Annotated in this window: 22 protein-coding genes and 1 pseudogene; 12 read left to right on the plus strand and 11 right to left on the minus strand. The window is 71.7% G+C overall.

Annotated features, from left to right (window positions below):
• The first annotated feature begins 396 nt into the window (after positions 1-396).
• Positions 397-1,350 (plus strand): glycoside hydrolase family 6 protein, encoded by a 954-nt coding sequence (locus tag OO69_RS46685; protein WP_033287127.1) that lies wholly within the window; start codon positions 397-399, stop codon positions 1,348-1,350.
• Between the two features lie 50 nt (positions 1,351-1,400).
• Here the strand turns inward: OO69_RS46685 and OO69_RS46690 are convergent, their stop codons facing one another.
• The 4 genes from OO69_RS46690 to OO69_RS46705 form a co-directional block, all read right to left on the minus strand.
• The gene (locus OO69_RS46690; RefSeq protein ID WP_033287128.1) at positions 1,401-1,877 is read right to left on the minus strand and encodes a GNAT family N-acetyltransferase; all 477 of its coding nucleotides are present in this window, start codon (positions 1,875-1,877) and stop codon (positions 1,401-1,403) included.
• Positions 1,874-2,308 (minus strand): RidA family protein, encoded by a 435-nt coding sequence (locus OO69_RS46695; protein ID WP_033287129.1) that lies wholly within the window; start codon positions 2,306-2,308, stop codon positions 1,874-1,876. Before OO69_RS46695 ends, OO69_RS46690 begins: the two co-directional genes overlap by 4 nt.
• Positions 2,309-2,391: 83 nt before the next feature.
• Complete coding sequence (locus OO69_RS46700; RefSeq protein ID WP_234444710.1) at positions 2,392-3,057, minus strand: hypothetical protein; 666 nt, start codon at positions 3,055-3,057, stop codon at positions 2,392-2,394.
• Positions 3,058-3,149: 92 nt separating this feature from the next.
• Positions 3,150-3,794, minus strand: coding sequence for a hypothetical protein (locus OO69_RS46705; protein WP_051801818.1), 645 nt, complete (start codon positions 3,792-3,794; stop codon positions 3,150-3,152).
• Positions 3,795-3,832: 38 nt separating this feature from the next.
• On the opposite strand from OO69_RS46705, the gene OO69_RS53380 reads away from it, so the two are divergent.
• The 4 genes from OO69_RS53380 (at position 3,833) to OO69_RS46720 (ending at position 7,151) form a co-directional block, all read left to right on the plus strand.
• Positions 3,833-4,057: a hypothetical protein gene (locus tag OO69_RS53380; protein WP_033287130.1), complete on the plus strand. Its 225-nt coding sequence runs from the start codon at positions 3,833-3,835 to the stop codon at positions 4,055-4,057.
• 25 nt (positions 4,058-4,082) lie between these two features.
• Positions 4,083-4,217, plus strand: coding sequence for a hypothetical protein (locus tag OO69_RS53665; protein ID WP_267885249.1), 135 nt, complete (start codon positions 4,083-4,085; stop codon positions 4,215-4,217).
• Between the two features lie 91 nt (positions 4,218-4,308).
• Positions 4,309-5,082, plus strand: coding sequence for a nucleotidyltransferase domain-containing protein (locus OO69_RS46715; protein WP_033287131.1), 774 nt, complete (start codon positions 4,309-4,311; stop codon positions 5,080-5,082).
• 203 nt (positions 5,083-5,285) lie between these two features.
• Positions 5,286-7,151, plus strand: a complete 1,866-nt coding sequence (locus tag OO69_RS46720; RefSeq protein ID WP_078652901.1) for an FUSC family protein — start codon at positions 5,286-5,288, stop codon at positions 7,149-7,151.
• Positions 7,152-7,169: 18 nt separating this feature from the next.
• Here the strand turns inward: OO69_RS46720 and OO69_RS46725 are convergent, their stop codons facing one another.
• A complete protein-coding gene (locus OO69_RS46725; RefSeq protein WP_033287132.1) occupies positions 7,170-8,120 on the minus strand; it encodes an endonuclease/exonuclease/phosphatase family protein in 951 nt (316 codons plus the stop codon).
• 160 nt (positions 8,121-8,280) lie between these two features.
• Here OO69_RS46725 and OO69_RS46730 point away from each other — a divergent pair, with 160 nt between their 5' ends.
• From OO69_RS46730 to OO69_RS46745, 4 genes are all read left to right on the plus strand, one after another.
• Entirely contained in the window at positions 8,281-9,633 is a 1,353-nt protein-coding gene (locus OO69_RS46730; RefSeq protein WP_033287133.1) for an amidohydrolase, read from the plus strand.
• 22 nt (positions 9,634-9,655) lie between these two features.
• Positions 9,656-10,846, plus strand: coding sequence for a cytochrome P450 family protein (locus OO69_RS46735; protein ID WP_033287134.1), 1,191 nt, complete (start codon positions 9,656-9,658; stop codon positions 10,844-10,846).
• A 91-nt stretch (positions 10,847-10,937) separates the two neighbouring features.
• Entirely contained in the window at positions 10,938-11,627 is a 690-nt protein-coding gene (locus tag OO69_RS46740) for a DUF899 domain-containing protein (RefSeq protein ID WP_033287135.1), read from the plus strand.
• 170 nt (positions 11,628-11,797) lie between these two features.
• Positions 11,798-11,980, plus strand: a complete 183-nt coding sequence (locus OO69_RS46745; RefSeq protein ID WP_033287136.1) for a hypothetical protein — start codon at positions 11,798-11,800, stop codon at positions 11,978-11,980.
• Between the two features lie 4 nt (positions 11,981-11,984).
• Here OO69_RS46745 and OO69_RS46750 read toward each other — a convergent pair whose 3' ends face one another.
• The 3 genes and pseudogenes from OO69_RS46750 to OO69_RS46760 all read right to left on the minus strand — a co-directional run.
• Positions 11,985-13,928 (minus strand): ABC transporter ATP-binding protein, encoded by a 1,944-nt coding sequence (locus tag OO69_RS46750; RefSeq protein ID WP_033287137.1) that lies wholly within the window; start codon positions 13,926-13,928, stop codon positions 11,985-11,987.
• 226 nt (positions 13,929-14,154) lie between these two features.
• A complete protein-coding gene (locus tag OO69_RS46755; RefSeq protein WP_078652902.1) occupies positions 14,155-14,601 on the minus strand; it encodes a hypothetical protein in 447 nt (148 codons plus the stop codon).
• 329 nt (positions 14,602-14,930) lie between these two features.
• Positions 14,931-15,539 (minus strand): annotated as a pseudogene (locus OO69_RS46760) (ATP-binding protein); the annotation flags it as partial.
• 347 nt (positions 15,540-15,886) lie between these two features.
• Between OO69_RS46760 and OO69_RS46765 the strand changes: the two are divergent.
• The 3 genes from OO69_RS46765 (at position 15,887) to OO69_RS46775 (ending at position 17,912) form a co-directional block, all read left to right on the plus strand.
• Positions 15,887-16,747, plus strand: coding sequence for a helix-turn-helix domain-containing protein (locus OO69_RS46765; protein ID WP_033287139.1), 861 nt, complete (start codon positions 15,887-15,889; stop codon positions 16,745-16,747).
• Positions 16,748-17,002: a DUF397 domain-containing protein gene (locus OO69_RS46770; RefSeq protein ID WP_019060458.1), complete on the plus strand. Its 255-nt coding sequence runs from the start codon at positions 16,748-16,750 to the stop codon at positions 17,000-17,002.
• 97 nt (positions 17,003-17,099) lie between these two features.
• Positions 17,100-17,912 (plus strand): SAM-dependent methyltransferase, encoded by an 813-nt coding sequence (locus OO69_RS46775; protein WP_033287140.1) that lies wholly within the window; start codon positions 17,100-17,102, stop codon positions 17,910-17,912.
• Between the two features lie 19 nt (positions 17,913-17,931).
• On the opposite strand, the gene OO69_RS46780 is transcribed toward OO69_RS46775, so the two are convergent.
• The 3 genes from OO69_RS46780 to OO69_RS46790 form a co-directional block, all read right to left on the minus strand.
• A complete protein-coding gene (locus OO69_RS46780) occupies positions 17,932-18,627 on the minus strand; it encodes a protein-tyrosine phosphatase family protein (RefSeq protein ID WP_033287141.1) in 696 nt (231 codons plus the stop codon).
• A 112-nt stretch (positions 18,628-18,739) separates the two neighbouring features.
• The gene (locus OO69_RS46785; protein ID WP_033287142.1) at positions 18,740-19,657 is read right to left on the minus strand and encodes a hypothetical protein; all 918 of its coding nucleotides are present in this window, start codon (positions 19,655-19,657) and stop codon (positions 18,740-18,742) included.
• On the minus strand, positions 19,654-20,335 hold a 682-nt coding region (locus OO69_RS46790), incomplete at its 5' end, for a PEP-utilizing enzyme (protein WP_267885250.1). The genes OO69_RS46785 and OO69_RS46790, both read right to left, overlap by 4 nt.

Below are 20,335 nucleotides of genomic sequence, written 5' to 3' on the forward strand. Positions count from 1 at the left end.
CGGCGGTCCTGACGGGGGTGGGGCTGCCGGTTTGAGTTCGGAGTGCGGGTGGGTGGGGGTTGCTCGCGCAGTTCCCCGCGCCCCTGAAGCCTGGCTCAGCTGAGGCGCTTTTAAGGGGCGCGGGGAACTGCGCGACCAGCCACGACGGCGCAGCACCCGCAAAACGACAGATCCCGGCACCCCCTACCGCGCCGCATTCCCCACCACGCTGCACTCTCGCCGCATCGCACCCCTGCTCCCTCGCCGCCACCGCACTCGCCGTCACGCTGCACCCCCGTCGGGGTGATCTTCCCCCGCCCCGCCAAGTCACGTACCGGACCAGCCCCGGGCGCCCCGCAAACTCCGGGAAGGACACGCTGCCGCTCAGTCACCCCGCGCGGCAAGAACGGAGCCACCTTGCCCACCCCGGTACGCCGTGCCCTCCTCGCCACCCTCCTCGCAGGACTCTGCTGCGCCGGGGCGACACGCGACGTACCGGAACCCTTCTGGACCGCCCCCGACTCCCGGGCCGCACAGCAGGCAGCCGCCTGGCGCGAGGCCGGCCGCACAGCCGACGCCACGCTGATGGACCGCATCGCGGGCAGGCCCGAGGCGGAGTGGCTCAACGGACCCAACCCCGGCCCGGTCGTCCGCGCCCGCACCACCGCCGCCGCCCAGGCAGCCCGCACCGCCGTACTCGTGGCGTACTACATCCCGAACCGGGACTGCGGCCAGTACTCCCTCGGCGGCGCCCCCACCGCGGCGGCCTACCGCACCTGGATCGACGAGTTCGCGACCGCCCTCGGCGACCGGGGCGCCTACGTGATCGTCGAACCGGACGCGGTCGCCCAGGTCGTCGCCGGCTGCACCCGCGTCACGGCGAGCGACCGCTACGCCCTGCTCGCCTACGCCGTCGACCACCTCAAACGGCGACCGAACACCCACGTCTACCTCGACGCGGGCAACTCCAGCTGGATCCCCGAGGCCTGGCGCCTGGTCGCCGCGCTCAAGGCGTCCGGCGTCGACCGTGCCGACGGCGTAGCCCTGAACGTCTCCAACTACCAGACGAACAAGGCGAGTTCGACGTACGGCGACCAACTCTCCAAAGACCTCGCCGGCAAGCACTACGTCATCGACACCAGCCGCAACGGCAACGGCCCCTACACCGGTACCGGCACCGACGCGTGGTGCAATCCGCCCGGCCGCGCCCTCGGCACCCCGCCGACGACCCGCACGGACAACCCCCTCCTCGACGCCTACCTGTGGATCAAACGCCCCGGAGAGTCCGACGGCACCTGCCGAGGCGGCCCGGCGGCAGGCCAGTGGTGGCCGTCGAACGCCCTCGAACTGGCCCGCAACGCCCGCCCCTGACCTACGACTTGTGACTCACGGCTCATGGTTCATGGCTCACGACTCGCGGTTTACGGCTTGGGCTCCCACACGTACCGCACGTCCGGCTCCCGCTCCTCGTTGCCACTCCCGTCCGTGAACTCGACGGCGACGAAGCCGTGCCGCTCGTAGAACCGGTGCGCGGGTTTGTTCACCTGGAACGTCCACAGCTCCAGGCCCCCCGGACTCCGCTCCTTCGCGAGCCCGACGAACCGGTCCCCGAGCCCGTGTCCCCGCCAGTCCGGTTCGAGATACAGCTGCGACACCTCGTCCCCGTTGATCACCATCAGCCCCACGATCCCACCGCAGTCCCCCGCGTCGGCCACCCAGATCTCCCGCAACGGCACGACGACGTCCCGGAAGTAGTCCCGCACGTCGTCGGCGGACCGCGGACTGACGACGGTCGGCAGCGCGGCGGCGAACGAGCGCAGCCACACATCGGCGGCGGGACGCGCATCAGGCGCGGCCGCCCGCCGCAGCGTGACGACGGCCTCGGGGTCGGGGTTCACGACTGAGACACCTCTTCCTCTGCCGGCGCTTCCTCCGGTACGACAGCGGTCGCCGTGATCTCCACGAGCTGCCCGGTGTACCCGAGGCAGGCCACGCCGATGAGCGTGGACGAATGCGGCCCCGCACTGAGCCCGGACGCCTCGACCACCTCCCACACGGCGGACAACACCGAGGGCTCGCTGCTCACGACGTACACGTCCGTAGCGACGACATGCCCCAAGTCGCTCCCGACCGCGCGCAGTTGCTCCCCGAGATTCACCACCACCTGCTCGGCCTGCCGCACCGCGTCCCCCAGACCGACCACCTTGCCGTCGACGTCCAGCGGAACCGCCCCGGCGAGAAAGGCGAGCTTCGTACCGGCTTCGACGACGGTGGCGTGGGAGTAGGTGGGCGGCGGGAAGAGCGTGGGGACGGTGACGCGTTCGAGCACGGGGTCTCCCAGAAATCGGTCGATCGATCACCGGCGGCCGGTAGTTGGCGGTCGGCGGTCGGCACGGTGCGGGCGTCAGCCGATCACATGGACGAGGCGCCCGCATCCGAATTTCCCCCAGCCAGTCTGCGTTCGCACTCCCGCGCAAGGAACGGGTACGCCTCGGTGATGGCCGCGTAGACCCGCCGCCGGAGCGACTCCTCGGCCGCGATCCGCCCGGCACCCCCGTGCAGCCCGCTCAACAACTCGTCGTAGCGGGCAAGTTGGTGCAGCAGATAGTCGACCTTCCACCGATCGAGCGAAGCGGCACCATCCGGCACCGGCCCCCGCCGATCGCGATGCTCGACCGCCAGCGCCGCCAGCTCCTGCGGAGCCAGCCGCGGCACGTCGATCGGTTCCGCAGCGATCCGTGCCGGCACCTCCCGCCGCCTGCGGCGAGCAGCGATCCGCGCCGCGGCCGACCTCCTCGCGGCAGCCGCCGAAACGGCCCGGAACTCCCCACTCCGCTCGGCGGCCTCGACCCGCTCGACGCGGTACAGCCGGATGCGCGGAGCCGCCCGGGAATGGGGATTGACCCGCAACAGATCGGGTTCACCGAGCAGTTGACGCACCATCCCGGCGGTCCACCCCCGAGCGCGCAACCCGGCGGCCGAGAGATGCGTACGAGCGGCGTGCGCGTCGCCGCCACCCTCCGCGTCCCGCCCCTGCTCCCGCTCCTGCCTACTCTCATTCGTCTCGTGCGCTGCCATCGACCGCTCCCCGTGGTGACTCTCAGTGACCACTCCAGTGAAGCGCGCACCACTGACAATCGGCCCGACGGCCTCACGCGGCGAGCGTGACCTCAGACTCCGGAAGCGTCAGGAGTGTTCGGAGCGTCAGGACCTGTTTGAACCACCGGTGGGGTGACCCGATTCGCCCCTGTCGCCGCGTCCTCGGGAACTCGCGGCGCGGGCAGGTCGATGAGATCGCCGACCTCGGCCACCTCCTGCAAGGTCCGCGCCAACGACCTCAGCACACCCCGCACCTCCGCGATCGCACCGCGCAGGGCGTCCGCGTGTTCCCACTCCCGCTCCCACGCCACCGGATCGCGTCCTTCGGGCCGCTGGGACTCGTAGGCGGCGAGGCGGGGATGCCAGGTCGCGAGGAGGGGGCGCAGGACGCGGTTGAGGACGGTGACCGCGAGGACGGCGAAGCTGACGTGACCAGGGGGGACGGGCGGCGCGATCTGGGGCCCGTGACGGTGGAGGATGTCTCGGGTGGTGCCGAAGAACGTGTAGAACGACGACAGCGCCTCACGCAGAAAGCCCTCGTCGGCGGCGAGTTCCTCGACCGACACGCGGGTGACGAGCTGCAGGTACAGCTCCCAGGCCGCGCTGCGCTCCGCGTCGGCAGGTTCCCAGGTGCCGGAGATCTCGCCGACGAACGGGATCGTCAGCCTGGCCGTGATTTGTGACGGGCCGCCCCGGCCCCGCCGCCTGCGTCTCATGATCGCCCTCCCCGGTAACCACAGTAGGGTAAGCCGTCGTGTGGGATGTCTTCCTCAGCTACAGCTGCGGTGATGTGGTGCGGGTCCGACCGCTCGCGCAGGTGCTGCGCGACGGCGGGCTCGAGGTGTTCACCGACGAGACCAGGGTCGCCTCCTTCGCCGGCATTAGCGACACCATCGGCCCCTACACCAGCATCTGGCACCCCCGCTTGGCCGCCTACGAGGCCCGCTGCCCGGCAGACACGGCCCCCCCTCGACCATGAGGCCGCCTGGCCCCAGGCTGAGCCGATGCGTACCGAACTGACCGCCCTGCGCGAGCCGTTGCTGCGGATCGCGGAGGCCCTGGGGGATATCTCGGGAGCGGACTTCGGGATGGCGGCGGCGGGCCGAGCGGTCGCGCGGCGACGCGGGGCGCCGGTCTGAGGCGTCGCGCATTAACGCGTGGCGCCGAGCGCACCCCCTGCGTACGCTCCCGCCAATCCCCGCCCCCAACAGACCAGTTGGAGCCCCAGCCGTGCCCGCACCCACGCCCGCCGACGACGCGGACTTCCTCGCCAGCACCGCCGAGCGCCTCGCCACCCTCCCCACCGTCTGCGCCGTAGCCCTCGGCGGCTCCCGTGCCCAAGGCACTCACCACCCCGACAGCGACTGGGACTTGGCGGTCTACTACCGCGGCCCCTTCGACCCCGCCGATCTCCGTGCCATCGGTTGGCCCGGCGAGGTCTCCGAAGTCGGCGGATGGGGCGGCGGGGTCTTCAACGGGGGTGTTTGGCTGGCCATCGACGGGCGGCGCGTCGACGTGCACTATCGCGATCTCGACGTGGTGGAACGGGAGTTGGGGGAGGCGGAGGAGGGGCGCTTCACGGTGGAGCCGCTGCTGTTCCATCTCGCCGGGATTCCCAGTTACTTGGTGGTCGCCGAGCTGGCGGTCAACCGTGTCCTGCGAGGTGAACTGCCGCGCCCGGACGGCTATCCCGCGAAGCTGCGGCTCGCCGCCGCCGAGCGTTGGTACGGCACCGTCGACGCCACCCTCGCGTACGCGCGGGCCAACCACTTTCCGAAGGGGCGGCTCACCGAGGTCGCCGGGGCGATCGCCGTGGCCGCCGCGCAGGCCGGGCACGGGGTGCTGGCGGAAAGGGGGGAGTGGGTGACGAACGAGAAGCGGTTGCTGGAGCGGGCCGGGCTGCGGGCGGTCGACGGCATCGTGGCCGGGCTGCGGCCCGAACCGGATGTGCTTGATCGCGCGGTTTCCGACGCGGGGGCGTTGTTCTCGGCGTTGCGTTCATAAAGAAAGCGGCTTTACGGCCAACCTTCACACCGCCGAAATGCGCACGGCCCGTTCCGCACAAGGTCGCGAACTACCGTGGACACCACGGCTACCACCCCAGCCACCCACATCGGCTTCAGCACCCGCTACCGCTACCGCTACCGCTACCGCCCCGGCCACCGTCGCCCGAAGGCACACCCCGCCCTCGTCAAGACAGGAGCCCTGTGTCCCGTCGTACCGCCGCGTTCTCGCTTCCGCCCTGGCTCGCCCACACGCTCCGTGCCCAGCGCGGGCCGGTTCCCTGGAGCGCGGTCACGCGCGGGGCGCTGGCCGCCGGGCCGTTGCTGATGGTGGCGGTGCTCGTGGGGCGGACGTCTCTCGGGGTGCTGGCCGCGCTCGGGGCGATGCTCGCCGGGATCAACGACCGGCCCGGCAGCCGGCGGGCCTCGGTCAAGCGGCTGGGCGGGCCCGCGCTCGCGGGTGCGGCGGGGCTGCTGGTCGGAACGTATGCCGGGGCGCATGTCGGGGCTGTCGTGCTGACTCTGCTGCTCACCGGGATCGGGCTGGTCGCCGGTGGGTTCAGTGCCATCGGGCCCGTCGCTTCCGGTGCCGGTACGCAATTGCTCGTCGCCTCCGCCATCGGTGCCGGCATGCCCCTGCCCGAACCCGGGTGGGAGCGCGCCCTCGCCTTCCTTGCCGGGGCCGCCTGGCTGGTCCTGCTGCGGCTGGCGCTGCCCACGCCCGGGGCCATCGCCGGTGACTACCGGTTCGACGGCGAGCGGGACGCCGTAGCCGCCGTGTACGACGCGATCGCCGCGCTGCTCGACGCCAGCGGTGGGCCGGAGGCGACGGGGCGGCGCGCCGCGCTGACCGCCGCGCTCGATCACGCGCAGGACGCGCTCGCCGGGCCGCGGCTGCGGCGGTACGCCAGTTCGGCGGCCGAGCGGCGGCTGCACGGGCAGTACGCCGCCGCGCTGCCGCTCGCCGAGGCCGCGACCGCGATCGCCTGGGCCGGGGAGGCGGTGTCCGCCCGGGCGGGGGAGGGTCCGCGCCGGCTCGCCGCCGCCGTACGCGACAACGCGCCCACCGGGCCGCTGCCCGCGCCCAACCGTTCCGCGCCCGCGCTGCGCGCCCTCGACGACGCCCTGCTGCACGCCGCCGACGCCTTCGACCAGGCGGAGGGGAGCGAATCGAGTCTGCACACGCGTCGGCGTACGCCAACTGATCTGCTCCGCAAGGCCTTTGGGGCCGGCGGGCGGGAGTACGGGCTGCGGGTGGCTCTGTGCTTCGGGGCCAGCGTCGCCGTCGCCCAGGCGCTGCACCAGGCCCGCTGGTACGGGCAGCACGAGCACTGGTACTGGCTGCCCGCCACCGCCGTCTTCCTCGTCAAGCCCGACCTCGGGCCGCTCGCCTCGCGGGCGCTGAGCCGGGCGGCGGGGACCGTGCTGGGGGCGCTGGTGTTCGCCGGGTTCGCCGCCGTGCTGCCCCGGCCCGAGGGGCTGATCGCGCTCGTGGCGCTCAGCGGTGCGCTCATCCCCGTCGCCACCCGGCACTTCGCCGCGCAGACCGCCGTCGTCACCGTCCTCGTGCTGTCCCTGGTGATGGTGGGCGGGGAACCGCAGGCCTCCGCCAGCCGGATCGGGGAGACGCTGCTGGCCTGCGCGATCGTGCTGATCGTCGGGCATCTGCCGATGCCGGGGGAGCGCGGCGGGGGCGTACGCGCCCGGCTCGGGACCGCAGGCGCCGCCGCGCACGCCTACCTCGTGCACGTCCTGAGCGAGTCCGACGACCGCGCCGAACGCTGGACCCTCCGCCGCGAGGCCTACCGCACCCTCGCCGAGGCCCGCGGCGCCATCGCCGTCTCGGCCGCCGAACTCCCCGCCCTCGCCCGGCACACGGAGGGCACGGACGAGGTCGCGGCCGTCCTCGAACGGCTCGTCGACACGACCACTGCCTGCGCCGTCCATCTCGATGACACGGGGCGCCTCACGTCCCACCACATCCAGCAACTCACCGAACTGCTGGAGGAGTTCGAGCGGGGACGGGGGCGGGTCGGGCTGCGCGCCATCGAACTGACCATCGCGGTCTAGGCACTTGGACCGGCCCGGTCAGTCCATCCGGATCCACACCGGCGCATGATCCGACCCCGGCGCCTCCCGCCGCTCCGCCGGATCCGGTCCCACCGACGGGAGTTGGGGCGCTCCCGCACCCGGCAGTCCCGTCCCCGCCGCCGTCACCCGGTGGACCAGGTGGTGGCTGGCCAGGATGTGGTCGATCAGCTCGCGGCGCCCGGAGTTGATCCGGGAGTAGCGCTGGTCGGCGGGGATCAGCGGAGCCACGTCCCACAGGCGGACCGCGTCGCCCTGGTCGGCGCGGTCGTAGCCCGATGTACCGATCTCCGAACCCGGCGGCCCGAGCAGGATCTGGGTGGTCGCGGCCTGCACCTCGTCGTTCATGTCGCCGAGCACCGCCACGTCCCGGGTACGGCCCTCACCGGCGAGCAGTTCGTCGGCCAGCGCGCGCAGGGTCGCCGCCTCGGCGGCCCGGCGGTAGAGGGCGTAGGCGCCGTAGCGGGCCCGTTCGCCCTCGTCGTGCGGGAAGAAACGGTCGCCCGGGTACGTCAGCAGCTTCGACTTCAAGTGGGCCACCGCCACCGTCAGCGGGCCGGTCGCCGTCGTGACCTCCACCGCCAGGAAACCCCGGCCCGCGTTCGGTTCCTCGGCGCCGGAGTCGTCCGACTGCACCGGGCGCAGGTGGGCCGGGAACGTGTTCGTGTCGGCGACGACCCGCGGCTGCGTACGGCTGAGGAAGCCGACCCGGATGCCCCGGACGTCCGGATGCGCAGAGGTGGCGGTGTGCCATTCGCCGTCCAGCATCCCGGCCAGGTCGTCGAGTGCGGCCGGGTCGCCGACCTCCTGGACGCCGAGCAGGACCGGGTCCAGTTCCGTGATCACGGCGGCGAGGGAGGCGAGCTTCGTCTCGTAGGTGGCCTTGTCCTTCGGGCCGGACGGGCCGCCGGGACGGAACAGGTTCTCCAGATTCCAGGTGCCGAGGAGCATGCGGGCCCCTTCCAGAAGCCTTGGTCGTGACGTTTTGTTCGTGCGCCGTAAGCCTTGGTCGTGAGGCAAGCGTGCTGGTCCGGGGCGACTCGCGACAGCGCCACGCCGGGATGCGCGGTTCGGCTCACGCGGGGCGAGGACGGCGTCGTACGTTGGGAGTGTGAGCCACTCTCTCGCCGATCTCCTCATCACCGGCTGCACCGTCCTCGTCCACGACGACCAGGAGCACATCGGCTTCGAGCAGGACGCCGCGATCGTCGTACGGGACGGGCTCGTCGAGTCGGTGACCAGCGCGGCGGACGTGGTCGGCCTCGCCGCCGTCGAACACATCGACGCACGCGGGCAGGTGGCCCTCCCGGGGCTGGTCAACTGCCACACCCACGCGCCGATGGTCGCCCTGCGCGGGCTCGCCGAGGACCTCCCCACGGAGGAGTGGTTCAACGACGTCGTGTGGCCCGTCGAGTCCAACCTCACTGAAAAGGATGTGGAGTTGGGGGCCCGGCTCGCCTGCGCCGAGATGATCCGCGCCGGGGTCACCTGCTTCGCCGACCACTACTTCTCCATGGACACGGTGGCCGCCGTGGTCGCCGAGTGCGGGATGCGCGCCCATCTCGGCGAGGCCTACTTCTCCTCCCAGGGTCCCCAAGGCCGGGAGAAATCCCTGGAGTTCGCGCTACGGCACCGGGGCACCGCCGACGGCCGCATCACCACCGCCCTCGCCCCGCACGCCCCGTACACGGTGACCGACGCCGACCTCGCCGCCACGGCCCGACTCGCCCTGGAACACGGCCTCCCCGTCCACATCCACGCCGCCGAGAACCGCGACCAGGCCGACACCAGCCTCGCCCGCCACGGCCTCACCCCCATCGAAGTCCTCGACCGCGCGGGCCTGTTGGCCACCGACCTGCTCATCGCCCACGGCACCGGCATCATCGACCGCGACCTCCCCGTCCTGGAACGCGCGAGCGGCCGTACGGCGGTCGCCACCGCGCCCCGGGGATACCTCAAGTTCGCGTGGCCGGACACCACTCCGATCCGCGCCCTGCGCGCCCTCGGCATCCCGGTCGGACTCGCCACGGACGGTGCCGCCTCCAACAACTCCCTCGATGTGTGGGAGTCGATGGCTCTCACGTCGTTGGTGCAGAAGTCCGTCGAGGGTGATCCGCGCTGGCTGACGTCCCGTCAAGCCCTGCATCACGCCACGCTCCAGAGTGCGCGGGCGGTCGGGCTGGGGGACTCGATCGGGTGTGTCGCGCCGGGGAGGCGGGCCGACATCATCCTCGTCGATCTCACCGGGCCGCACACCCAGCCCGTGCACGATCTCGCCGCGACCCTTGTGCACAGCGCCCGTTCCGCCGACGTCCGGACCACGATCGTCGACGGCCGGGTGCTGATGCGCGACCGCGAGCTGCTCACCCTTGATCTGCCCGCTGTCGTACGGGAGTTGGAGGATCGTCTGCCCGCCCTCGTCGACCGGAGTCACGGCCGGCGGATCCAGGAATACGACACCTGAGCCGCGCCTCTACGCTAGGCGCATGGATCTCGCGGACGGCCTTCTCGACCACCCGTACGACGTGTACCGGCGCCTGCGCGACAGCGCCCCCGTGCACCGCATCGCCGGCCCCGACGGCACCCCCGCCTGGCTCGTCACCCGGTACGACGACGTGCGGGCGGCGCTGGCCGATCCGCGGCTCTCGCTGGACAAGAGGCGTGCCACGGCCGGGACTTACAAGGGGTTCTCGCTGCCGCCCGCGCTCGACGCGAACCTCCTCAACATGGATCCGCCGGACCACACCCGCATCCGGCGCCTGGTCGGCCGCGCGTTCACTCCGCGCCGAACGGAGCAGCTCCGTACGCCGATCCGGCGCACCGCCGACCAACTCCTCGACGCGCTGGGGGAGTCGGGCGACACCGACCTCATCGCCTCCTACGCCGCGCCGCTCCCGATCACCGTCATCTGCGACCTGCTCGGCGTACCCGACCGGCACCGGCGGGACTTCCGGGAGTGGACCGACACCCTCGTCGCGCCCGCCCCCGGGACACCGCCCGAGGCCGGCAAGCACGCGGTCGTCGCGCTGCTCGGCTTCTTCACCCAACTCCTCGCCGACAAACGGGAGGAGCCCGGCAACGATCTCCTCTCCGACCTGATCGCCGTACGCGACGAAGGGGACCGGCTCAGCGAGGACGAGCTGATGTCCCTCGCCTTCCTCATCCTCTTCGCCGGGTACGAGAACGCCGTCCAGCTCATCGGCAACGCGGTGCTCGCCCTGCTGCAACACCCCGAGCAGTTGGCCGCGTTGCGCGCGGACCCCACTCAACTCCCGGCCGCCGTAGAGGAGTTCCTGCGTTTCGAAGGGCCCGCGCTGCTCGCCATCCGGCGTTTCCCCGTCGAGGACGTCACCATCGGCGGGGTCACCATCCCGGCCGGCGAGACGGTCCTGGTGTCCGCGTCCGCCGCGAACCGTGACCCGGGGCGGTTCTCCGAGCCCGACCGGCTCGACCTCGCCCGGGACACCTCCGGGCATCTCGCGCTCGGGCACGGCATCCACTACTGCCTGGGCGCGCCGCTCGCCCGTGCCGAGACGGAGATCGCGCTGGCCGCGCTGCTGGAGCGGTTCCCGCGGCTGGAGTTGGGGGTGGGGGAGAGCGAGGTGCGGTGGCGGCCGTCGCTGCGCGCCCGGGGACTGCTCGCGCTTCCGGTGACGTACGCGACGAAGTCCCTCTGAAGTTTTTTTGGAGCTTTTCCCGGGACAGCGATGAGTTCCCGTCCTCCCTCCGGTCCACCCCTCAACGGACCGTTGTCACAGGAGGGCCCCCATGTCGCTTCCGGAGATCGTCTCGCGTGCGCAGTGGCGCGCGGCGCGTGAGGAACTGCTGGTCAAGGAGAAGGCGGCCACGCGCGCGCGGGACGCGCTCAACGCCGAGCGGCGCGGGCTGCCCATGGTGGAGGTCGACAAGGAGTACCTCTTCGAGGGCGGCGAGGGGAAGGCCACCCTGCTCGACCTCTTCGAGGGGCGCGGCCAACTCGTCGTCTACCACTTCATGTTCGCGCCCGAGTGGGACGCGGGCTGCCGCAGCTGTTCGGCGTTCCTCGACCAGATCGGGCACCTGGCCCATCTGAAGGCGCGCGGCACCACGTTCGCCGCCGTGTCGAGGGCGCCGTACACGAAGATCCTGCCGTTCAAGGCGCGGATGGGGTGGACGCTGCCCTGGTACTCGTCCTTCGGCGGGGACTTCAACTGGGACTTCGAGGTCACGTTCGTCGGGGACGGGGAACCCGTCGAGCGGCCCGCTGTCAGCTGCTTCCTGCGGGACCGCGACCGGGTGTTCCACACCTACTCGGCCTATGAGCGCGGGCTCGACGGGCTCGGCTCGACCACCACCTTCCTGGACCTGACCGCACTGGGGCGACAGGAGGAGTGGGAGGAGCCCAAGGGGCGCGCGTCGGCCCTGGGGGCGCCCGCCGGCAGCGCGCGCGTGCTTTATCACGACGAGTACGAGGACTGATACGGAAAGTGCGGGGAAAGTACGCGACCGGGTGTCGACTATGTCTCAGTACCGTCACTTCGCGAGCCGTTCACCGTACTGTCGGCGTTTAACTCTATGAGGCTTCATGACGGTCTCCTCTGTGAGGCGTCAGGAAGTTCTGCGAGTTCAGCACGACAGGGAGGTAAAGGGTGAACGGGCGAACGGTGCTTGAGAGCTTTCCCGCCGGCGGGCCGCGTGGCTCGTGGCCGGCGGAGGAGTTCGCGCAGGCGCGCCGTCTGGAGGGCCTGCAGGCTGAGGTCGTCATGGACATCGCGACCGACGCGTTCCTGGTCATCGTGCGCAGCGGCGACGTCGTGGACGTCGCCGCCTGAGAGGTCAGCCCGCCTTCGGGGCGGGCACCTTCGCCGTGAACTGGTCCGCCTGGAGCGCGTACAGCTCCGCGTACACCCCGCCGCTCGCGAGCAGTTCGTCGGGCGTCCCGGACTCCACCAGCCGCCCCTGATCGAGCACGTGCACCAGATCCGCGTGGCGTACGGACGCCAGCCGGTGCGTGATCAGCACGACCGTCTGCCCGGTGCCGGCCAGCGCGCGGATCTTCTCGAAGACCTCCAGCTCGGCCCGGGCGTCGAGGGCCGCCGTCGGTTCGTCCACGATCAGGATGCGGCCCCTGCGATAGGCGGCCCGGGCGATCCCGAGCCGCTGCCACTGACCGCCGGACAGCTCGTGCCCGCCGCTGAAGTTGCGGGCCAGCAGCGTGTCCAGACCGCGCGGCAGATCCGCGACCACGTCCTGCGCACCGGCCTCGGCGACGGCCTCGGTCAGCCGCTCGTCGGTGAGTGGCGCGGCTGACCGGCCGACGGCCACGTTGACGCGGGCGGTGAACGGCCAGCGCTTGAAGTTCTGCGCCACCATCGCGATCCGGTCGGCCAGTTGCTGCCGGTCCGCGTCCGCCGCGTCGACGCCGTCCCACAGGATCCGGCCCCGGTCCGGCCGGTACAGCCCGGCCAGCAGCTTCACCAGGGTCGTCTTGCCGGAGCCGTTCTCGCCGACCAGGGCGATGATCCGGCCGAGCGGGAGGGTGAGGGAGACGTCGTCGAGCGCGGGGTGGGTGGCCTCGCCCGGGTAGCTGAACGTGACGTTCTCGAAGCGGATCTCCCGGGGTTCCTCGGGCAGCGCGGCCCCGCCGACCGGGATCGCCCACCCGGTCGCCTCCTCGTACAGCTTCTGCAGATCGCCGACGAACAGGGCTTCCTCGTGCAGCTGGTTCACCGCCAGGACGAGGGTGTCGAGGCTCGCGGAACCGGTGCGGATCGCGATCACCGCCGTACCCGCCACGGAGAGCGCCATCGCCCCGGACAGCAGCAGCCCGCCCAGCGTCGCGTACGTCGCCGCCGTCGCGAGGCCCGTCCAGGTGGCCGCGATCAGCCCCGTGCGGGCCGTGAGCCGGGCCAGCCGGGCCTGTTCCGCCTCCGCGCTCTCCGACATCTCGTGGAAGTGGTGCAGCAGGAACGGCCCGACGCCGTGCACGCGGATCTCCGGGGCCGCCTCCGGCTCGGTGAGCAGCGAACCGATGAGACGGCCGGCCCGGACGTGCTGCACCCAGGTGTGGAACGACTCGTAGTGCCGCCGCGCGTTCGTCAGCGCGCCCCACGCGCTCGGCAGCGTCATCGTCGCCAGCAGGGGGAGCAGCGCCGGGTGCAGCACGGTCAGCACGCCCGCCGCCGCGATCAGCGAGATCAGCGCGTTCATGACGTTCGTCGCGTACGAGATCATGCGGCGGGCCGACATGGCGCCGTACTGCGCGGTGTCCAGCAGCTTGTGGAACGCGTGGTCCTCGATCGCGGCCAGCTCCACGGCCGCCGCCCGCTCCAGATACAGCTCGGTGGCGACCCTCTCCACCTTCGGCTCCAGCCGCCCGGTCGCGTACGTCGACGCGGCCCGCAGCAGCGCGCCCACCAGCATCACCGCGGCCATCGTGACCAGCGCGGGCGCGGCACCGCGCAGCCGGTCCGCGATGGCACCGCCGGTGATCAGCCGCCCCAGCACACTGTTCACCGCGAGCAGACTCACCGCCTGCGTGGCGCCCCGGCACGCCTCGGCGGCCAGCACCACACGCGCGGCCCGCGGATCGGCCTGCCAGGCCAGCCGGAAACTCGACCGCAGCATCGCCGGCAACCGCGTCACCATCGACCGGAAGCTCAGCTCCAGAAACGCGTCGTTGTGCTGACTCCACCCCGTGTCGTACCGCAGGGGCCCACCAAAGAGCAGCCGCTCCGACGCGGACGGCTCTCCAGGCCCCGAGTCACCCTTCCTCCCCACCGCCGACCTCCCCCGATCGTGGACGAACGGCCACTATCGCGGGGTGGGGCGGGTGCGGGGGAGAGCGCGGGGAGGTGGTGCGGAGACGCGCGGGCGTACGCCGGGAAGGCGGCGGGCCGGGGTAATTGTCGATGTGCGGCGCAGCCGCGCGAGCACAGGGGCGCGGGGAACTGCGCGACCAGCCCCCACCGAACCGGCAGACAAAATCCGCTCAACCCGCGGAGCGCTACGCGCTGATGGGCCGCGACCAAGAAGGCGTAGCCCCCGTAACCCGACAAACCGCCAGGTACAACGGAATCGGCGGCGTATACGGCAGCTTCCCGTCCGGCTTGTGGATGAGTCCGGGCGCCCGAGACGAGTCCGGCACCAGCGCCCCCGTGGTGTACCGCGCCGGCGCGGGCCAGTCCAGGGCGTAGTCGGAGTCGGACGGCACGATCCACCACCAGTGCGCCTCGTCGGCGTAGACACACCCGACGCGCGGCAGCCGGGGCAGCACCAGCGGCCCGAACCGCGCGGGCACCGCCACCGCGTCACAGCCGAGCGGCGCCGTCATGCCCTCGGGGACGGCCAGCCGACGGGGCGTACCCGCCGGCCCGTGCAGTGCGCGCCCCAGCCGGACCAGCGTGTCGAGACTGAGCACCTGGCCGGGACCGGACACGCCGCTCACACCCATTCGACTCCCGTCCCGAAATCCCCGAACCCACTGGATTCCCCGACTTCCGCGGAGTCCGGGAGGTCGCCGGCGTCCTGGTGTCCCCGGCCCCTGAAGAGACCCGTGGTCTCCTGACCGAGGCCCCCGAAGTGGCCCGCGCCCTCCCGGCCCCGCGCACCGGAGCCGGACCCACGAGCAGGACCACCTCCGGTTTCGTGCTCCCGGCCCCCGAAGCCGCCGAGGTCCAGACCTCCGAAGTCGCCGGCACCCCCATGCCCGCTGCCGGAGGCACCCCCATGCCCCCGCCCCGGAAATACGCCCAGATCCTCGAATGCCCCGAAGTGTGCCGTCGCCTCGTCCTCGTCGCCCGAACCACCCGACGGACCCGGCTTGGGTCGTGCGCCCCAACCCAGGTCGTTGAGCGGTACGGAACTGTCGTGGACGGGGGCCGGGTGGTGGCCGTGCGCCGGGTCCGCCTGCCGTGGCAGGTCGGCCCAGACCAGCAGGCCGGGTCCGTGTTCCTGTGCGCCCCAGGCCCGGCAGAGCCCGTCGATGAGAAGCAGTCCCCTCCCGTGCTCCTCATCGGGCCGCTGCGGGGAAGGGCGCGGCTCACCGGGAGCGCAGCCCTCGTCACGGACGGCTATCCGCACCAGGTCGTCGCCATCGTGCAGCTCGCAGACTATGTGGCTGCTCGCGGTGTGCACGATCGCGTTGGTGACCAGCTCGGAGACGACCAGAACCGCCGTGTCGCAGGTGTCCTCGCAGACGGACCAGCCGGACAGCCGGGCCCGCGTCAGGCGTCTCGCCTGGGCCGGGGAACCCGGATGTGCGGCCAGCTCGAACCGGAACCGGCGCTCGGCAGCGGCCCCACCAGGGACGGCTCCCGCGGCGGCACCGAGACCGAGGCGGCCTGCGGCGGCGTCTGTTCCTAAGGGCGCGGACGGAATCACGCTTGCCACTATCGCCCCGCCGTGAACACTTGGCAAGTGTCACTATGAAAAATGCAGAGTGCCGTATGACGCTCTGCACGGTCGTGGCACACTGCTCGCAACAGAAAGTCGCGCGGCGCCAGTTGGGATCTCCGGAGGTCTGTCCCGATCTTCGAATGAGTCTTCGAATGGCGCCGCAGGGCTGTCAGGATTCGGTTCGCCAGGATCGGTCCGTCGGGCCGCGAGAACCCTTTCGCCGGGCTGTACGGACGTATGCGCTGTCCGTACTCAACCCATTACCCGGCACTTCTCGCTCAGCAGTCGGCACTCAGGTCATTACCCGGTACTCATTCGTGACTCATTCGTGGAGGTGGAGCGTGAGCGAGCCGCGGTCCGCACCGACGGTCGGCCAGGTCGTCCTCGGCCGGCGCCTGCTGGACCTGCGGGAACGCGCGGGGCTCAAGCGCGAGGAGGCCGCCCGCGTCCTCCGTGTCGCCCCCGCCACGGTCCGCCGCATGGAGATGGCGGAGGTCTCCCTCAAGATCCCCTACCTCCAGCTCCTCCTGAAGTCCTACGGCGTCTCCGACGAGGAGGCCGAGGCCTTCGTCCAGCTCGCGGAGGAGGCCAATCGGCCCGGCTGGTGGCAGCGCTTCCACGACATCCTGCCCGGCTGGTTCTCGATGCACGTCAGCCTGGAGGGCGCGGCCGCGCTCATCAGGTCGTACGAACCGCACTTCGTGCCCGGGCTGCTGCAGACCGAGGACTACGCGCGCGGAGTGCTGAAGTCCGGTGCCATCGGCCAGACCGAGCCCGACGACATCGAGCGCCACGTCGATCTGCGGATGCAGCGCCAGGACCTGCTCACCCGTCCCGACGCGCCCCGCTTCTGGATCGTCATGGACGAGACCGCCCTGCGCCGCCCGGTCGGCGGCCCGGAGGTGATGCGGGCCCAGATCGACAAACTGCTCGACGCCACGAAGCTGCCCAACGTGACCCTGCAGGTCGCCCCGTTCTCCTCGGGGCCGCACCCGGGCACGTACGGGCCCTTCGTGCTGTTCCGATTTGCCATGTCAGAACTGCCGGACATGGTCTACAGCGAGTACCTGACCGGCGCCGTCTATCTGGACGCGCGCGAAGAGGTGGCGACCCATCTCGAGGTCATGGACCGCATGGCGGCGCAGGCCGCTACGGCACATCGCACGAAGGAGATCCTCAAGGATCTCCGCAAGGAGCTGTGAATGGATCGCATCAAGCCGCGTATGAGCGTCTACAACGGTATGCCCGCGCGGGACTTGGGAAGCGAAGGCTGGCACAAGCCGTGGAGCGGCGGCAACGGCGGCAACTGCCTGGAGGCGATGAAGCTCGCCGACGGCCGGATCGCCGTCCGTCAGTCCACCGACCCGGACGGGCCGGCCCTGATCTACACGACCGACGAGATGACGGCCTTCATCGAGGGGGCGAAAGCGGGCGAGGCGGACTTCTTGCTGTCCTGAGCCGACGAGCTTGTGCTGAATGCTTTTTCCTTACCGAACCTCCTTATTTTGGTACCGACTTGATCACATGTTGCTTTAAGAGCTTATGGAGCACGCCATGACCGTGCGGCCCACCGGCGAGACCGACAGGATCGACACCAGCAGGCCCCACCCCGCCCGCATGTACGACTGGTATCTCGGCGGCAAGGACAACTACCCCGTCGACGCCGAGATGGGCCGCCAGATGCTCGCCCTCGACCCGAGGGTGCCGGTCATGGCACGTGTCAACCGCGCGTTCATGCACCGGGCCACCCGCTGGCTCACCGAGCACGGCGTACGGCAGTTCCTGGACATCGGCACGGGCATCCCGACCGAGCCGAACCTGCACCAGGTCGCACAGGCCGTCGCGCCCGAGGCACGGGTCGTCTACTGCGACAACGACCCGGCCGTGCTGGCCCATTCGGCGGCCCTGCTGCGCGGCACACCCGAGGGTGCGACCGCGTACGCGCAGGCCGACGTGCGCGATCCCGATACCGTCATCGAGGCCGCGCGAGCGGTCCTCGACCTCACCCGGCCCGTCGCCCTGTCCCTCGTCGCGCTGCTGCACTTCGTCCCCGACGAGGACGGCGCGCACGAGCTGGTCGACAGCCTGCTGTCCCAACTCCCCAGCGGCAGCTACCTGATGATGACCCACGCCACCGCCGACTTCACCCCGGAGGAGTCGACGGCGGCGGTCGAGATGCTCACGGCGGCGGGCATCACCCTGACCCTCCGCCCCCGCACCGGCTTCGCCCGCTTCTTCACCGGCCTCGACCTGGTCGAGCCCGGCGTGGCGGTGGTCGACCGGTGGCATCCGGAGCTGGGCGAGGTGGTGCCGGGCCAGGACGACGGCACGATTCCGGGCTACGGGGCGGTGGGGCGCAAGCCCTGACCCCGCCCGCTGCCGGGCTTCAGAACCACGACAGCATGCGGCGCGGGGCGTCCACCAGCCGGCTGACGGCGACCACCGGCAACGGCGGTTGCTCCAGTCGGCCCGGGCCCCGGCCGAGGCTCAGCGCGTAGTAGATCTGCTCGATCGACGGCGGCCCGACGGCGAGATTCCGCCGGACCGCCGACGCCGACGACGCCTCCCCGGTCCGCACGACATACGCCGCCGCCATCGTCCCCGTACGGCCCACCCCCGCACCGCAGTGCACGAACACCGGCCCGGCCGCCGACGCGACGACGTCAAGAAACCGCTGTACCTGCACGGGAGTTGGCGTCTGCCCGTCCCGAATGGGCAGCCGTACGACGTCCAAGCCGGCCCTGCGCGGTTCGGCGAGCTGCGCCGCGCTCAGGTCCTCCGCCCGCAGATCCACGACGGTGGTGAAGCCGAGGCGGGCCAACTCCCGGTAGCCGCCGGGGGAGGGAGCGCCGCCTCGCCACAACGTCCCGTCGGTGTCGACGGGTTGGAAGTGATGGATGCCCTGCACGGTACGGGTCCCGGGAGGCGGCGGGGTCTCCTCGCGTGCCCAGTACGACAGCGCGAGGATGCCGAGCGCACCGGTGGCCCACAGGGTGAGGTAGCCGAGGGCGACGACGAGGAGCAGCCTCATCGCACGCCTGGGCAGGCGGAGTTGGGGCGAGGGCGTGAGAACGGTTGCCATGGGCGGCCCGGGATGCTCGGGGACGGGGGCGCCTTGGCATCGTACGACCGCATGGTGTGTTCCGGTGGGGTGTGGCCTGCTGTCCGGCGTCCGCTCCGCGCGTCCGTCCCGTTCAGTCGTCGTCCGCGTCGGTGTCGCCCATGCCCATCACCGTGAGGTGGGCGCGGTCGAGAGCCGCGTCCTCCAGGCAGCCGCGCAGCCGCATCCGGTCGTGTTCGGCGAGCGCGGGCCGTACGACCCCGGCGAACATGCCGTCGCCGAGGCTGCCGAGCGTGGCGTGGTTCAGCAGCACGGAGGTGGAGTCCCGGCAGCGTTCCCAGACCTGTTGCGCGGCGAGTGCCTGCCGTTCGGCGGTCATGTCCGCACCCCGCACGTCGACTTGGACGAGCACCGAGGTCGCCTCCGAACCGCTCGCGCTCTGCTCCCGGGTCTGGGTGAGATCGGCGAGCCCGACGACGAGCGCGGCGAGCAGCGCGGCCCCGACGACGCCGACGACGGCCGTGCGGGCGACGCGGCCCCTGGAACGCCGACCGATCGCGGGCCGGTCCTCCAACTCGCCCGCCAGCGTGCCCGGTTCGGGGGCGGTGAGGACGGCCAGGCGTCCCGCGAGGCGCCGTTCGGCGGGGCGTCCGGTCGCGGAGGCGATCCGCTGCACCACCCAGGCGAGCCCGGACAGCAGCACCCCGGTGACCATGAGGACGGGCACGAAGACGTACGTACGGTCGGCGGTGTCCTCCAGCCAGCGGAAGCGGGCGCCGTCGCGCTCGGCGGACGTCTGCCGCAGCCGACCCAGCACGTCCTCCTGACGTGCCGTCAACTCCCGTTGCCTGGCGTCACTTTCCTTCACCCGTTCCTCGATCCGGGTGAGCCGGGCGAGCAGCACGATGCCGAGCAGCATGACTTCGACGACCAGGAGCAGGATTCCGCAGAGGATGGCTCGCTGCCATTGCCAGCGGTACAGGTAGACGACGAGGTAGGTCCCCGCTCCGGCGGCGGCCAGGCTTCCGAAGACGTAGGCGATGCGTCTCATCGTCCGTCCCCTGTCCGCTCGTTGCCCGTCCGGGCCTCTTTCGGGCGTACGTCACCGGTGGCGCCGTCGACGGCGACGCGCGAACCGGGCGGGAAGCGCCGGACCGCGTCGGTCGCGCCGACCACGGCAGGCAACCCGAACTCCCTTGCCAGTACCGCGAGATGGGACAACGGGCTGCCGGTCTGGGCGACCAGCGCGGTGAGTTGGGGCAGGAGTGGGGCGAGTGCGGGGTCGAGGGTGCGGACGACGAGTACGGGGTCGGTGGGGCGCGGCCCGGTCCCGTCCCAGACCGTCCCTACGGCCCGACCGCTGGAGACGCCCCGGCCGTCACCGTCACCGGTGCCCTTGCCGCCGGTGCCCGTGCGTTCGGCGACCACCGTGCCCGCCGCCGACAGCCGGAAGGCGTCCGGCAACGGCGGTGACTCGGCCTGCGGCACGCGCGCGTGGAGGTCACCGGGCAAGGGTTCGCCGTCGAGTACGGCGGCCAACTCCGGCCAGCGCAGCAGGCCTACGCGGTCCGTGTCGGCCGGGCCGAGTCGGCGTGCGGCCTCTCGTACGAGGCGTACCTGTAGCTCTTGGGCCCAGCGGATGCGGAGGCGGAGGGATTCTCGGGGTGGGAGGGAGGGGGTGCGGGAGGTGGTGAGGGTGAGGGGGCTGGGGGAGTGGTGGTTCGTTGGT

This window comes from Streptomyces sp. NRRL F-525 (assembly GCF_000716605.1).
In the GTDB taxonomy this organism is placed as follows: Bacteria; Actinomycetota; Actinomycetes; order Streptomycetales; family Streptomycetaceae; genus Streptomyces.